This window comes from Pseudomonas sp. GW460-LB5 (genome assembly GCF_059423245.1).
Genome location: NZ_JBWKXT010000008.1, coordinates 90,296 through 104,662 on the forward strand (window position 1 = coordinate 90,296; position 14,367 = coordinate 104,662).

8 protein-coding genes are annotated in these 14,367 nt (G+C 62.2%); 7 read left to right on the top strand and 1 reads right to left on the bottom strand.

Annotated elements, in window-relative coordinates; translation table 11 throughout:
• Nucleotides 1–138: 138 nt before the first annotated feature.
• The 5 genes from hutU to hutG all read left to right on the top strand — a co-directional run bounded on the left by hutU (nucleotide 139) and on the right by hutG (nucleotide 7,030).
• Nucleotides 139–1,812, top strand: a complete 1,674-nt coding sequence (gene hutU, locus AC07XM_RS07700) for a urocanate hydratase (RefSeq protein ID WP_023048244.1) — start codon at nucleotides 139–141, stop codon at nucleotides 1,810–1,812.
• A gap of 108 nt (nucleotides 1,813–1,920) precedes the next feature.
• Nucleotides 1,921–3,453, top strand: coding sequence for a histidine ammonia-lyase (gene hutH, locus AC07XM_RS07705; protein WP_016489581.1), 1,533 nt, complete (start codon nucleotides 1,921–1,923; stop codon nucleotides 3,451–3,453).
• Between the two features lie 147 nt (nucleotides 3,454–3,600).
• Nucleotides 3,601–5,004, top strand: coding sequence for an amino acid permease (locus AC07XM_RS07710; RefSeq protein ID WP_016489580.1), 1,404 nt, complete (start codon nucleotides 3,601–3,603; stop codon nucleotides 5,002–5,004).
• A gap of 15 nt (nucleotides 5,005–5,019) precedes the next feature.
• Nucleotides 5,020–6,225 carry an imidazolonepropionase gene (hutI, locus tag AC07XM_RS07715; RefSeq protein WP_060516896.1) on the top strand — a complete coding sequence of 402 codons (1,206 nt, stop codon included), beginning with the start codon at nucleotides 5,020–5,022 and terminating at the stop codon, nucleotides 6,223–6,225.
• A 10-nt stretch (nucleotides 6,226–6,235) separates the two neighbouring features.
• Entirely contained in the window at nucleotides 6,236–7,030 is a 795-nt protein-coding gene (gene hutG / locus AC07XM_RS07720) for an N-formylglutamate deformylase (protein WP_023048801.1), read from the top strand.
• 14 nt (nucleotides 7,031–7,044) lie between these two features.
• Here hutG and AC07XM_RS07725 read toward each other — a convergent pair whose 3' ends face one another.
• On the bottom strand, nucleotides 7,045–12,552 hold the full coding sequence (locus tag AC07XM_RS07725) for a dermonecrotic toxin domain-containing protein (RefSeq protein WP_158248160.1): 5,508 nt from the start codon (nucleotides 12,550–12,552) through the stop codon (nucleotides 7,045–7,047).
• A gap of 183 nt (nucleotides 12,553–12,735) precedes the next feature.
• Between AC07XM_RS07725 and pip the strand changes: the two genes are divergently transcribed.
• Entirely contained in the window at nucleotides 12,736–13,707 is a 972-nt protein-coding gene (gene pip, locus AC07XM_RS07730) for a prolyl aminopeptidase (RefSeq protein WP_016489576.1), read from the top strand.
• Nucleotides 13,704–14,141 (top strand): D-aminoacyl-tRNA deacylase, encoded by a 438-nt coding sequence (gene dtd, locus AC07XM_RS07735; protein ID WP_016489575.1) that lies wholly within the window; start codon nucleotides 13,704–13,706, stop codon nucleotides 14,139–14,141. The genes pip and dtd overlap by 4 nt, the downstream gene beginning before the upstream one ends.
• The last annotated feature ends 226 nt before the right edge of the window (nucleotides 14,142–14,367 follow it).

The following is a 14,367-nucleotide window of genomic DNA, read 5'->3' on the forward strand; positions in this document are numbered from 1 at the left end:
TGCGCCGCCACACAACTCAAGCCAGGAACGGCAAGGTCCAATTATTTTGGTTGTCCATGCTTGTACATACAAGTAAAGGTGTGTTTGTATATTGACCACGACATACCCGCCCGCGGACGACCGCAGAGGACCTTTCCCGTGACCGACAACAACAAATACCGTGACGTTGAAATCCGTGCCCCACGTGGCAACAAGCTGACCGCCAAAAGCTGGCTGACCGAAGCGCCACTGCGCATGCTGATGAACAACCTCGACCCACAGGTTGCGGAAAACCCGAAAGAACTGGTGGTGTACGGCGGTATCGGCCGCGCCGCGCGTAACTGGGAATGCTACGACAAGATCGTCGAAACCCTGACCCGCCTGGAAGACGACGAAACCCTGCTGGTGCAGTCGGGCAAGCCGGTCGGCGTGTTCAAGACCCACAGCAATGCCCCGCGCGTTCTGATTGCCAACTCCAACCTGGTGCCGCACTGGGCCAACTGGGAGCACTTCAACGAACTGGACGCCAAAGGCCTGGCCATGTACGGCCAGATGACCGCCGGCAGCTGGATCTACATCGGCAGCCAGGGCATCGTCCAGGGCACTTATGAAACCTTCGTCGAAGCCGGTCGCCAGCACTACGGTGGCAGCCTGAAAGGCAAGTGGGTACTCACCGCAGGCCTCGGCGGCATGGGCGGCGCCCAGCCATTGGCGGCTACCCTGGCCGGCGCCTGCTCGCTGAACATCGAATGCCAGCAGAGCCGCATCGACTTCCGCCTGGAAACCCGCTACGTCGACGAGCAGGCCACTGATCTCGACGACGCTCTGGCGCGTATCGCCAAATACACCGGCGAAGGCAAGGCCATTTCCATCGCCCTGCATGGCAACGCCGCCGAAATCCTGCCAGAGCTGGTCAAGCGTGGCGTACGCCCCGACATGGTCACCGACCAGACCAGCGCCCACGACCCTCTGAACGGCTACCTGCCTGCGGGCTGGACCTGGGAACAGTACCGCGACCGCGCGCAGACCGAACCTGCTGCTGTGGTCAAGGCGGCCAAGCAGTCGATGGCTGTGCACGTGCAGGCTATGCTGGACTTCCAGAAGCAGGGTGTCCCGACCTTCGACTATGGCAACAACATCCGCCAGATGGCCAAGGAAGAGGGCGTGGCCAATGCCTTCGACTTCCCGGGCTTCGTCCCTGCCTATATCCGTCCGCTGTTCTGCCGCGGCGTAGGCCCGTTCCGCTGGGCGGCGCTGTCTGGCGAGGCCGAGGACATCTACAAGACCGACGCCAAGGTCAAGGAACTGATCCCCGACGACGCCCACCTGCACCGCTGGCTGGACATGGCCCGCGAGCGCATCAGCTTCCAGGGCCTGCCAGCACGTATCTGCTGGGTTGGCCTGGGCCTGCGCGCCAAGTTGGGCCTGGCTTTCAACGAAATGGTCCGCAGCGGCGAGCTGTCGGCGCCGGTCGTGATCGGCCGTGACCACCTGGACTCGGGTTCGGTCTCCAGCCCCAACCGCGAAACCGAAGCCATGCGTGATGGCTCGGACGCTGTGTCCGACTGGCCGCTGCTCAACGCCCTGCTGAACACCGCAGGCGGCGCTACCTGGGTGTCGCTGCACCATGGTGGTGGCGTGGGCATGGGCTTCTCGCAGCACTCGGGCATGGTCATCGTCTGCGACGGCACCGATGAAGCCGCCGAGCGCATCGCCCGTGTACTGACCAACGACCCAGGGACTGGCGTCATGCGCCACGCCGATGCCGGTTATGACATCGCCATCGACTGCGCCAAGGAGCAGGGCCTGGACCTGCCGATGATCACTGGCTGATTGCCACGCTTTGGATCGCACCCCGCCAGGGGTGATACTGAACAACAAGAAGGAGCGCGCAGGCACCCACGAACGGGCCTGCGGCTCCACGCGATTTGGAGTAGTAACGTGACTGAACTCACCCTCAAGCCCGGCACCCTGACCCTGGCCCAGCTGCGCGCGATCCATGCCGCGCCTGTGCGCCTGCAACTGGATGCCAGCGCCGCGCCGGCCATTGACGCCAGCGTCGCTTGTGTCGAGCAGATCATTGCCGAAGACCGCACCGCCTACGGGATCAACACCGGTTTCGGCCTGCTGGCCTCGACCCGCATCGCCAGCCACGATCTGGAAAACCTGCAGCGCTCGCTGGTGCTGTCCCACGCCGCCGGTATCGGCGCGCCGCTGGATGACGACCTGGTGCGGTTGATCATGGTGCTGAAAATCAACAGCCTCAGCCGTGGCTTCTCCGGTATTCGTCGCAAAGTCATCGACGCGTTGATCACCCTGGTCAACGCCGAAGTCTACCCGCACATCCCGCTGAAAGGCTCGGTGGGTGCTTCCGGTGACCTGGCGCCCCTGGCACATATGTCACTGGTGCTGCTGGGCGAAGGCAAAGCCCGTTACAAGGGCCAGTGGCTGTCGGCCACCGAAGCCCTGGCAGTTGCCGGGCTCGAACCGCTGACCCTGGCTGCAAAAGAAGGCCTGGCCCTGCTCAATGGCACCCAGGCGTCCACCGCCTATGCCCTGCGCGGCCTGTTCCATGCCGAAGACTTGTACGCGGCGGCCATCGCCTGCGGCGGCCTCAGCGTCGAGGCCGTATTGGGCTCGCGTTCGCCGTTCGATGCGCGTATTCACGAAGCGCGTGGCCAGCGCGGCCAGATCGACACCGCCGCCTGCTTCCGCGACCTGCTGGGCGAAGCCAGCGAAGTGTCGTTGTCGCACAAGAACTGCGACAAGGTTCAGGACCCGTACTCGCTGCGCTGCCAGCCGCAGGTCATGGGCGCGTGCCTGACCCAGCTGCGCCAGGCCGCCGAGGTGCTGGGCATTGAAGCCAACGCCGTGTCCGACAACCCGCTGGTGTTCGCTGCCGAAGGTGACGTGATTTCCGGCGGCAACTTCCACGCCGAACCGGTGGCCATGGCCGCCGACAACCTGGCCTTGGCCATCGCCGAAATCGGTTCGCTCAGTGAACGCCGCATCTCGCTGATGATGGACAAGCACATGTCCCAGCTGCCGCCGTTCCTGGTGGAAAACGGTGGGGTCAACTCCGGCTTCATGATCGCGCAGGTTACCGCTGCCGCTCTCGCCAGCGAGAACAAGGCCCTGTCGCACCCGCACAGCGTGGACAGCCTGCCGACCTCGGCCAACCAGGAAGACCACGTGTCGATGGCCCCGGCTGCCGGCAAGCGCCTGTGGGAAATGGCCGAAAACACCCGTGGCGTGCTGGCCATCGAATGGCTGGGCGCCTGCCAGGGCCTGGACCTGCGCAAAGGCCTGAAAACTTCCGCCAAGCTGGAGCAAGCGCGCCAGGCGCTGCGTAGCGAAGTGCCGCACTATGACCGTGACCGTTTCTTTGCACCAGACATCGAAAAGGCTGTGGAACTGTTGGCCAAGGGTAGTCTGACCGGTTTGCTGCCGGCGGGTGTACTGCCAAGCCTGTAATGCCCCTAGGGCCGCGTTGCGGCCCATCGCGAGCAAGCTCGCTCCTCCAAAGGCAACGCGTTCCCTTGTAGGAGCGAGCTTGCTCGCGATGGGGTTGCATGGCGCCCCCCTGATCTCACGACCACAAAAACAATTTAAGGACGTGACATGCAACAAGCTCAAGGTCTCAAGCGCGGGCTAAGTGCCCGCCACATCCGTTTCATGGCCCTCGGTTCCGCCATCGGTACCGGGCTGTTCTACGGATCGGCCTCGGCCATCCAGATGGCCGGCCCGGCCGTGCTGCTGGCCTACCTGATCGGCGGCGCCGCCGTGTTCATGGTCATGCGCGCCCTTGGCGAAATGGCTGTGCACAACCCGGTGGCCGGCTCCTTTGGCCACTACGCCAGCACCTACCTCGGCCCCATGGCCGGCTTTATCCTCGGCTGGACCTACGCTTTCGAGATGGTCATCGTCGCCATCGCCGACGTTACCGCCTTCGGTATCTACATGGGCTTCTGGTTCCCGGAGGTAGCCCGCTGGGTCTGGGTGCTGGGCATCGTCTTCGTCATCGGCGGCCTCAACCTGTGCAACGTCAAGGTCTTTGGCGAGATGGAATTCTGGCTGTCGCTGCTCAAGGTCGGCGCCATCGTCGCGATGATCCTGGCCGGCCTCGGCATCATGGCCTTCGGCTTCAGCCAGGTCGGTACCGGGCATGCCGTGGGGGTAAGCAACCTGTTCGACCACGGTGGCTTCATGCCCAATGGCGTGGGCGGGCTGATTGCCTCCTTTGCCGTGGTGATGTTCGCCTTTGGCGGTATCGAGATCATTGGTGTCACTGCCGGTGAGGCCAAGGACCCGCAGCGTGTTATCCCCAAGGCAATCAACGCCGTGCCGCTGCGCATCCTGCTGTTCTATGTGCTCACCCTGTTTGTGCTGATGTGCCTGTACCCGTGGCCGCAGATCGGCAGCGAAGGTAGCCCGTTCGTGCAGATCTTCAGCCACCTGGGGATTGGCTCTGCCGCCGCAGTGCTGAACGTGGTGGTGATTTCTGCCGCGATCTCTGCCATCAACAGTGACATCTTTGGCGCAGGCCGCATGATGTATGGCCTGGCCCAGCAAGGCCATGCGCCACGCAGCTTCGGCAAGCTGTCGAAACACGGCGTGCCGTGGATGACCGTGGTGGTGATGGGCGCTGCGCTGCTGATCGGCGTGTTGCTCAACTACCTGATCCCCGAGAACGTGTTCCTGCTGATCGCTTCGATCGCCACCTTCGCCACCGTCTGGGTGTGGCTGATGATCCTGCTCACCCAGGTGGCCATGCGCCGCAGCATGAGCCGTGAAGAAGTGGCCCAGCTCAAGTTCCCGGTACCCTTCTGGCCTTATGGCCCAGCCATGGCCATTGCGTTCATGGTGTTCATCTTTGGCGTGCTCGGCTACTTCCCGGATACCCAGGCGGCATTGATCGTCGGCGTGATATGGGTGGTGTTCCTGGTGGCCTCCTACCTGCTGTGGTGCAAGCCACGCGCAGGGCAGGGCCAGCCAGTAGCAGAGCCGGTCGAGCTGCACCGCTAGCAAAGGAGATTGTGCATGAGAACCCTCTGGCAGCATTGCCATGTGGCAACCATGGCCGAGGGCCGTTATTCGGCCATCGAAGACGCGGCCATCGTCACCAGCGCCGGCCTGATCGAATGGATCGGCCCACGCGCCGAGCTGGCAGCGGTTGACGCTGACCGCACGGTGGACCTGGGCGGCGCCTGGGTCACCCCCGGGCTGATCGACTGCCACACCCACGCGGTGTTCGGTGGCAACCGCAGCGGCGAGTTCGAGCAGCGCCTGCAAGGCGTCAGCTACGCTGAAATCGCCGCGCAGGGCGGCGGTATCGCCAGCACCGTGCGGGCCACCCGTGCGGCCAGCGAGGACGAGTTGTTCGCCAGTGCCCGCCAGCGGGTGCAGGCGCTGATGCGCGATGGCGTAACCACCCTTGAGGTCAAGTCCGGCTACGGCCTGGACCTGGCCAACGAGCGCAAGATGCTGCGCGTGGCCCGGCGCCTGGCAGACGAGCTGCCATTGGCGGTGCGCGCCACCTGCCTGGCTGCGCATGCCCTGCCGCCGGAGTATGCCGGCCGGGCCGACGACTACATCGCGCACATCTGTGACGAGATGCTGCCGGCCCTGGCCGCCGAAGGCCTGGTGGACGCGGTGGATGCCTTCTGCGAACACCTGGCGTTCTCCCCGGCCCAGGTCGAGCGGCTGTTCATCAAGGCCCGCGAACTGGGCCTGCCCGTCAAGCTGCACGCCGAACAGCTGTCGTCGCTGCATGGCTCCAGCCTGGCGGCCCGCTACCAGGCGCTGTCGGCCGACCACCTGGAGTTCATGACCGAGGAGGACGCCATTGCCATGGCTGCAGCCGGCACGGTCGCCGTGCTGCTGCCGGGCGCCTTCTATTTCCTGCGCGAAACCCAGTTGCCACCCATGGATGCACTGCGCCGCCACGGGGTGAAAATTGCCCTGGCCAGCGACCTCAACCCCGGTACTTCGCCAGGGCTGTCGCTGCGGCTGATGTTGAACATGGGCTGCACCTGTTTCCGCATGACCCCGGAAGAAGCCTTGGCCGGCGTCACTGTGCATGCCGCCACGGCGTTGGGCCTGGGGGACAGCCACGGCTCGCTGGAAGTGGGCAAGGTAGCCGACTTCGTCGCCTGGCAAATCGAACGCCCCGCCGACTTGGCCTACTGGCTGGGTGGCGACCTGCCCAAGCGCGTGGTGCGCAAGGGCCACGAAATCTCCAACTGAGCGAGGCACGATGGACAAGGTTCTGAGTTTTCACCAAGGCCGCTTGCCGCTGTTGATCAGCATGCCGCACGCCGGCCTGAAACTGACTCCCGCCGTGGACGAGGGGCTGGTCGATGCGGCGCGCAGCTTGCCTGACACCGACTGGCACATCCCGCGTCTGTACGATTTTGCCTGGGAACTGGGTGCGAGCGTGGTGGCGGCGGAGTATTCGCGCTTTGTAATCGACCTGAACCGGCCTGAAGATGACCAACCGCTGTATGTCGGCGCGACCACCGGGCTGTACCCGGCCACGCTGTTCGACGGCGAGCCGTTGTTCAAGGAGGGCAAGGCACCCTCGGCAGCCGAGCGCGCGAGTTATCTGGAACGTATCTGGCGGCCTTACCACGACACCCTTCGTGAAGAGCTGCTGCGCCTGCGTGATCAGTTCGGTTATGCACTGCTATGGGACGCCCACTCGATCCGCTCCCAGATCCCGCACCTGTTCGAGGGCAAGTTGCCGGACTTCAACCTCGGTACGTTCAATGGCGCCAGTTGCGATGCGCGACTGGCAGAGCAACTGCAAGGCGTTTGCGCCGAGGCGGTGGATTTCAGCCATGTGCTGAACGGGCGCTTCAAGGGCGGCTACATCACCCGTCATTACGGCCAGCCATGCGACGGCATCCACGCCGTGCAGCTGGAGCTGGCGCAAAGCACCTATATGCAAGAGTGCGAGCCGTTCGCCTATTGCGAACAGCTTGCGCACCAAACCCAGGGTGTGCTGCGCAAACTGCTCGAAACCATGCTGGCATGGAAGCCGGCCGCTTAGGGCCTTGAGCCAGGTCACTCGCTTGAAGAACGAGGCCTGCGATCAGGGTCGGCCCAGACGGTGAGTTCGCGGATCAAGTGTAATTCGCGAGCCTGCCGTCTTCTTTCCAGTGCGTTGAACTCATCCGCCAGGGTGTCCAGTGACCGTTCTGGATAACGATCCTGCAATTCGATCACCTGGCCTCGGTAGCTGTCCTCGATTTGCGCGAAACGCTCCGGGTAGGCCTCGCGCAAATGCTGGACCCACACTTCATTGGCGGAGGCAAAGCGCAGGAAGTCCTCCCCGAGCTCGCCGCGCTGAACTTGCACCTCGGCATCGATCAATTCGTCGATACTGGGGTTGATCGCATAGCGCAGCCTGTCGACAGGCAGGCCTAGCTGCAGGGGCGCATTCAGTTCACGCAGGTAAGTCAGGCGCACTTCGGCTATATCCCGGTCCCCGGCTTCGCGGGTCGCCAGTTCATCCACCGCATGCACGCGGTACAGCCGGCGCACTTCACGGTAGAGGTTGGCCTGGTTGTCCGCGCCTTCGAACTGCAGGTACTCACTGGCGATGTAGAACTCGATGTTCTTGAATGTCAGCAGTGCACCGTCGTGACAAGTTCGGCTGCCATTTTCCTGCGTCAGGGCTTCACTGGCCTGGATGTTGAACAGTGCCCGCTCGTCCGGGTTGAGCAACGCCCTGACCAGCACCTGTCGCACCCGCTTGCAGAACGCCACGCGGGTTTCGTTATTCTGGTAGGTGGAGGTGTTTTTCAACCGGCCTATCAGGGCAAGCAGGTCCTGGGCGTCGCCCGACGCCTGAAGTTGCTCCCAAATGTCGCGCAGGGCTTCGTTTTCAGGCTCCGAGGCCTGCAGCCAGTCCGTGAGCACGGGGGCGTCGTCGATGACCTGTCCGCCAAAGTTGCGGAAAAATTCGTCAAGCAAGTCTTGGTCCCATTCGTCTGGGGCATCGTACCTCAGTGTGAAGCTGCCTTCGCTCTCCGATATCCCTCGTGCGCGGTGAACCGCTTGCTCCGACAATGGATTGCCGCCCAGGTCGATCGTGCTGACGAGCACGTTGTTGTGAAGGTTTTCCTGAATGTGCTGTGGCAGCTCCCTGATATGGTTATGGCGTAGGTCCAGCACCTCCAGGGGCAACAGACGATCCACCCAGGCGGGCCACTGCTCGAGGTCCGCCCGGGAAAGATCAAGGCGTCGCAGCGACCTCAGCGCAGGTGGCGCACTGACGATCGTGCCCAAGCGGTTGTTGCTGAGGTCCAGTACTTCGAGTCTTTGCAGGGGTGCCAAGGCATCCATGAAACGCTGATCGATCTCCAGCCCGACATTGTTCAAGGACAGAGAATGAAGTTCAGAGGACCGCTGCAGTGCCATCGGCAGGTCTTGTTGAGCCCGGACGAAATTATCTGCAGTCAAGCGGACCAAGTGCGGGAATCGACCAAGCAGGTCTTGCAACTGTGCTGTGGTGCCGCTGACATTGTTCAGGTAGAGGGTATGTACGCGTTCGTTGAGGAATGTGGGCAGACGAGTCGGGAACAGCTCCAGTGCAATGCCTGACAGGTACAGCGCGGGGCTGTACTGACGCGTCTCCTGAGCAATCCAGAACTGATTCAAGGCATTCTCGATGCGCATTCTGCCCGCCAATACAGCCTGGCTGACCACTGTGGTGGAGGAGGAAGCGTTGACATAGTTGTCCAGAAGGTCGTGCAACTGTTGACGCATCTGCAGGTGCTGGTCAAGGAGCTCACGAAAATCGGCTGGCTGGTCCCACTCGAAACGTGTCTGAAATTCGTCTCTGCGGAGCATCACGGTCAGCATGTCGTCATAGCTGATCGGGTTGCCTTGCAGAAAGAGCTGGGGATGTCGGGTAATACCGACAATGTGTTGCAGCAGGAAATGGGGCAGTAAGGTGATCCGGTTGTTGCGCAGGGAGATTTCGCGGATTTCGTGGGCAACGTGCCAGCCAAGCCCGTTGGGCCAATGCTCCAGCTGCATGTTATCGAGGCCGAGATGAGTCAGCTCCAGGCGGTTGAAATCGGGCGGCGAGTCGTCGGAAAAGCGATTTCCGCTGAGGTCCAGGCGGCGCAGCTCGCCCAAGGCCGTAAGGCTGTCGATATCGGAGGTGGCAATTACCATATTCTGGTTGATCAGGCTCAGCGATTGCAGTGAGGGCAGATGCTCTGCGATCAGGGGCAAGCTGGACTGGAACGGCGAAGGAGGCGCCTCAGGCCGGTAGGCGCGGCTGATCTCCAGCGTTGTGAGATTGGCGAATTGCCGCAGCAGGCTGTTCAGGCGTGAGGTGTGTTCGCCTAAGCCTTCAAAGCGCTCGGGCTGGGTCTCGAGCAATTGCAGCTCACGTACGCCTGCGGTGAAGAACGTCGGTAACTCAAGGGGGAAATCCAACAGGGACAGGCGCTGCAGCCGTAACGGATTGCCCGGATCGGGGCTTGCTGCGAAGGCTCGATCATACCAGTGCTGCAAAATGCTACCTGCCAACTGCTCGAATTCGTTCGCACTCTGGTGGGTCAGCGCTTCGCCCCTCTGCCGCCAGTTGTCAAGGCTCGACTGCAACTGGTGGCGTTGCTCCAGGAGCGTGTCGAGCAGGTCGTTGATCGCACTGCGGTCCAGGTTGCGGCTTTCCAGCGTTGCCAGCGTCTGTTCGGCGGGGTGGGGTAGGGGGAGGTACAGGCCGATCTGCCTGATTCTGTTGAGCAGTGTATGCCGTGAAAAACTGGTGGCGCGCGGGCGGGCTCCGCCCAGCGGGTAGCCGAGACGGCCATCGGACAGGCGCATGGGCGAACGGAATTCAGGCTTTATCGGCTGCAGGCCCAATACCTGCCTCAGTGCTGGGCGTGGCAGCCACTGGGCGTGTACCACCAATGCCTTGAGTGCCGCCTCATCGTCGATCCCCAGCGCCGTGCGCTGTGCTTCGCTGAGGGCTTCGAACAGGGCGCCATACAAGGTGGCATGGGCATTCAAGGGGGCATCGGGTGTTTCGCTGTGCATCAGCAAGTAGCCAGCCCGGGCACTGATGATCGTCGGATTCTGCGCCGCATCAACGGGACCGATCCGGGCGCTCTGGTTGGGCGAGTGCATGCGCTGTTCCAGGGTGATGCCGGTATCCGCCGGCCAGGCGGGCAATCGCGCAAGGGTATGCAGGACCAGGCAATCGGTGTCCCAGTTGCGCAACTGCTCAAGGTACAACCCTTCGTAAGCACGGTTGAGCCTGAGCTGTTGCTGGAGCAGGCGAACTTCGTCGGCCAGGCGCCTGGGGACCTTGCCATCGCCCAGGTCGGCCAGTTCGCTGGCGGTAGCATTGTGTAGCAGCTCTTCGATGACCGGGGAAGGGAGCTGCCGATAGCGGGTGCGCAGCAGGTCTGCCCCCGGCGCCTGGCTGGCAGGAAGGCGCTGGTACTGCTGGTAAAAGTCGCGTTGAATCTGACCGGGTAATGCCTGGGCGTTCGCCTGCTCAATGGCCCGGTACAATTTGAAGCGGGTGAAGGTATCTTCCAGCTGTCCAGGCAGGCGCTGGCTGTCGCACAGCACCTTGCGCAGCACATCCTCGCTGATGCCGCTGACCCGCAAGATGCGCTGCGCGGTGTCGTCGTCAAACCCTTCGTTGGCTGTTCCGGAGCGACGCAACAATTGCTGTTCCTGCCATTGTTCGGGATGTTCCAGTGGGTGCAGCCAGATGTCGGCGCCGTTGTGACGCAGTGGTGGCTGGTAGGCATTCGCCCGGGTTGGGTGTTCGATGCGATATCCATCGCCTTGGGGTAAGCGCCTGACCGCGTAGGTCTGGCCGTCCAGCTTCAGCCAGGTTCTACCTTGGTGATGATGCAGGCCCAGCTCGTCTGGTCCGAGTGTGTCGGGTATGTCGATGGGCTGGGCATAGGGCGCCAAGTCGGGTTTCCAGAGCTTGATCTGGCCCTCGGGGAGTTCTACATCGTCGAGCTCTTCGATGAAAGAAGGGGTCTCAACGGGCATTGGCTCTGGTAACACCGTTGGCTCGCCCGGCCCGCCAGCAGCGGCCCTCACGCCGCCCTCGGCCGCTTTGATGGCCAGGCTGAATGCGGCCATCTGCGCAACGTTTTGCACCACGTCCAGCAGGTACTGGTAAGCCTGCTGCTTATCGTCGTGGGCCCAGCTTTCGATACCTTCATAAACCTCGTAAGCCAGTTGCAGTGCGCAGATCCCCAGCATGACCTCGCCGATCGCAGGCACGAAGAACCCGGCAATGTTGAGCGTGGTCAGTGCTTTTTGCAGCAGGTGCTCGCGGTGACTTACCGCACTGATGGTATCCATGAGCGTTGTGGGCAGGGCATGGAAGGCGACGTCTTCTTCATGGCGAAACACCTTTTCCGTCACCAGCCCCTGTAACAGGGAGCCACTGAGCTGGCGTGCCTGCAACAACACCTTGGCATGTGGGTCTGCGGTGCGCTCATGCACGCCCGTTACCGTCAGCGTCAACGGCATCAGTCGGTCGAGCAGCCGGACCCTCAGGTGGGCCTTGTCTCGTTCTTTCATGCAGTGGTCGAGGTAGTGAATGTCGCCAAGCAGGCGATCGCGCAGCCATTGCTCGCATTCTGTCTGCGACGCAAATTCCTTGAGCGGTGTTTCAGGATCGTCCGGAATGTAAAGCGCCACTGATGGGTGCCCGTCCGCTGCCTGGTAATCGAACAGGCGCAGTCGGGTCAGCTGCGCATCCCACAGCGAAAGTGCACTGAACGTCAGGCTGGAGGACTGCACTGGAACATCCAGGGGCAGCGCCAGAGCGGTTTCATAGAGAGCCTGGCTGATGTCATTCTGCAGCCGGGCGAGGTGCAGGCTTTGCGTGAAAGTGCAGCGTTCGAGCTCGGCGAGCTTGTCGAAGGTTGCCGGGTTGCTCGCGCCGGTTTTGATATCGCTGTAGTAGATTGCCTGCAACTTTGCCTGGTACTGGCCACCGATATCCAGCTCGCGGCACAGACGGGCGAAGCGTTCGGGTGCGATGTCGAGGGAATTGGGGATGGGCACTGTGCCCATGAAACCTTTGTGGTCAAGGATCACCGATTTCTTCAGAAGGGCATTATCGTTGTCCATGCCACCGGGCTCTGCTGCGCTGGCCTCGAAGTTGTGCAGCGCACTTTCCAGCAATGTATGGGTGGCATGTTTGTAAGCTTCCAGCGCTTGTCCGGGTTGCTTGTCGAGGTGACGGACGTCCAGCAGATAGTTGTTGCAGACGTCTACCTCAAACCCGAAGGTTTGCTTGATGGCTGTGCTCAATTGTTCGCTGGCGAATGCTTCCAGGTTCGGCAAGGCACGATACAGCGCCTGCACCTCGGCCATGGCCGCCTGCAGCCGCGCATGCTCGCTTGTCAGCGCGCTGGCGATGGCCGGTTGGGTCTGGCATGCCTGCTCCAGTGCAGTTGCACGGGTGCTCATGACCTGCTTCATGAGGGCGTGGGTCGATGGCGCCGCGGTTTTCAACCAGTTGGGGGTTTTACCTGCGATCAGCGCATACGGGAGGCGGGTGTCTTGTTCCATGGTCATATGAACCTGTGTGCAGTGAAAGGCTCAGCGACTATGGCTACATGGCCAGGGAGAATGTGGTAGATATTCGTACGGTGGTCCTCGAACTTTCATGTTCGAGGGTACGAGAACATGCTCAAAGCGCAATTCAGGTTTATGATGCCCAACGGCAGTCAATATCCTCACACGGAGTGCGCAATGCAGACCCTCTACCCGCAGATCAAACCCTACGCCCGGCACGATCTGGCCGTGGAAGCGCCGCATGTGCTGTATGTCGACGAAAGTGGCTCGCCCGAAGGTCTGCCCGTGGTGTTCATCCATGGAGGCCCGGGGGCTGGCTGCGACGCCCAGAGCCGCTGCTACTTTGACCCCAACCTGTACCGCATCATCACCTTCGACCAGCGTGGCTGTGGTCGCTCCACGCCCCATGCGAGCCTGGAAAACAACACCACCTGGCACCTGGTCGAGGACCTGGAGCGCATTCGCGAGCACCTTGGCATCGACAAATGGGTGCTGTTTGGCGGCTCGTGGGGCTCGACCCTGGCCCTGGCCTACGCCCAGACCCATCCCGAGCGTGTCCATGGGCTGATCCTGCGTGGCATCTTCCTGTGCCGGCCGCAGGAGATCGAATGGTTCTACCAGGAGGGTGCGAGCCGCTTGTTCCCCGACTACTGGCAAGACTACATCGCACCGATTCCGCCGGAAGAGCGTGGGGACCTGGTCAAGGCCTTCCACAAGCGCCTGACCGGCAATGACCAGATTGCCCAGATGCACGCTGCCAAGGCCTGGTCAACCTGGGAGGGCCGTACCGCCACCCTGCGCCCGAACCCGCTGGTGGTCGACCGCTTCTCCGAGCCGCAGCGGGCGCTGTCGATTGCGCGTATCGAGTGCCACTACTTCATGAACAACGCCTTCCTCGAACCGGACCAGCTGATCCGCGACCTGCCGAAGATCGCCCATCTGCCAGCGGTGATCGTGCACGGTCGCTATGACGTGATCTGCCCGCTGGATAACGCCTGGGCCCTGCACCAGGCCTGGCCGAACAGCGAACTCAAGGTCATTCGTGACGCTGGCCACGCTGCGTCCGAGCCGGGCATCACCGATGCGCTGGTGCGTGCCGCCGACCAGATGGCCCGCCGCCTGCTTGACCTGCCCCTGGAAGAAGCATGAGGGGCTTGCTGCAGCGCGTGCGCGGTGCGCGGGTTGAAGTGGCGGGGGAGGTGGTCGGCGCCATCGACCAGGGTTTGCTGGTGCTGGTGGCAGTCGAGCCTGAAGATTCCCGCGAGCAGGCCGACAAACTGTTGCACAAGCTGCTGAACTACCGTGTGTTCAGCGATGAGCAGGGCAAGATGAACCTGTCGTTGAAGGATGTCGGGGGTGATTTGCTGCTGGTGTCGCAGTTCACCTTGGCCGCAGACACCCGCAACGGCATGCGCCCGAGCTTCTCGACGGCAGCGCCGCCGGCCCTCGGAGCTGAATTGTTCGACTATCTTTTGCAGCGAGCGAAGAGCCAGCATGCCAACGTGGCGAGCGGGCAGTTCGGTGCGGACATGCAGGTGCATCTGGTCAATGATGGCCCCGTAACATTTATGTTACAAATATGAGGTCAAAAACCCTTTGTTTATAAGAAAACAAGGGGTTTTGTACGATAAATAGTTGGTTCAGCCTGATGCGTTGTCACGCGACCTGCTGGATAATCGCGCGCTGCATGGACCTGCGTTCGCAGGTTCGTTTCACTCTGACTCGAGCATTGTCTGGATCCGTTTGGGGAATCATTACGCCCTCACGGGGTCCGAACAGTGCTCGCCAACCCGGCATTTGTCGCTGGCC

Excerpts from the sequence above, each read along its gene's own strand:
- dtd (WP_016489575.1), top strand. The coding sequence starts at position 13,704 with ATGAGGGGCTTGCTGCAGCGCGTGCGCGGTGCGCGGGTTGAAGTGGCG.
- AC07XM_RS07710 (WP_016489580.1), top strand. The coding sequence starts at position 3,601 with ATGCAACAAGCTCAAGGTCTCAAGCGCGGGCTAAGTGCCCGCCACATC.
- hutG (WP_023048801.1), top strand. The coding sequence starts at position 6,236 with ATGGACAAGGTTCTGAGTTTTCACCAAGGCCGCTTGCCGCTGTTGATC.
- AC07XM_RS07725 (WP_158248160.1), bottom strand. The coding sequence starts at position 12,552 with ATGGAACAAGACACCCGCCTCCCGTATGCGCTGATCGCAGGTAAAACC.
- pip (WP_016489576.1), top strand. The coding sequence starts at position 12,736 with ATGCAGACCCTCTACCCGCAGATCAAACCCTACGCCCGGCACGATCTG.
- hutI (WP_060516896.1), top strand. The coding sequence starts at position 5,020 with ATGAGAACCCTCTGGCAGCATTGCCATGTGGCAACCATGGCCGAGGGC.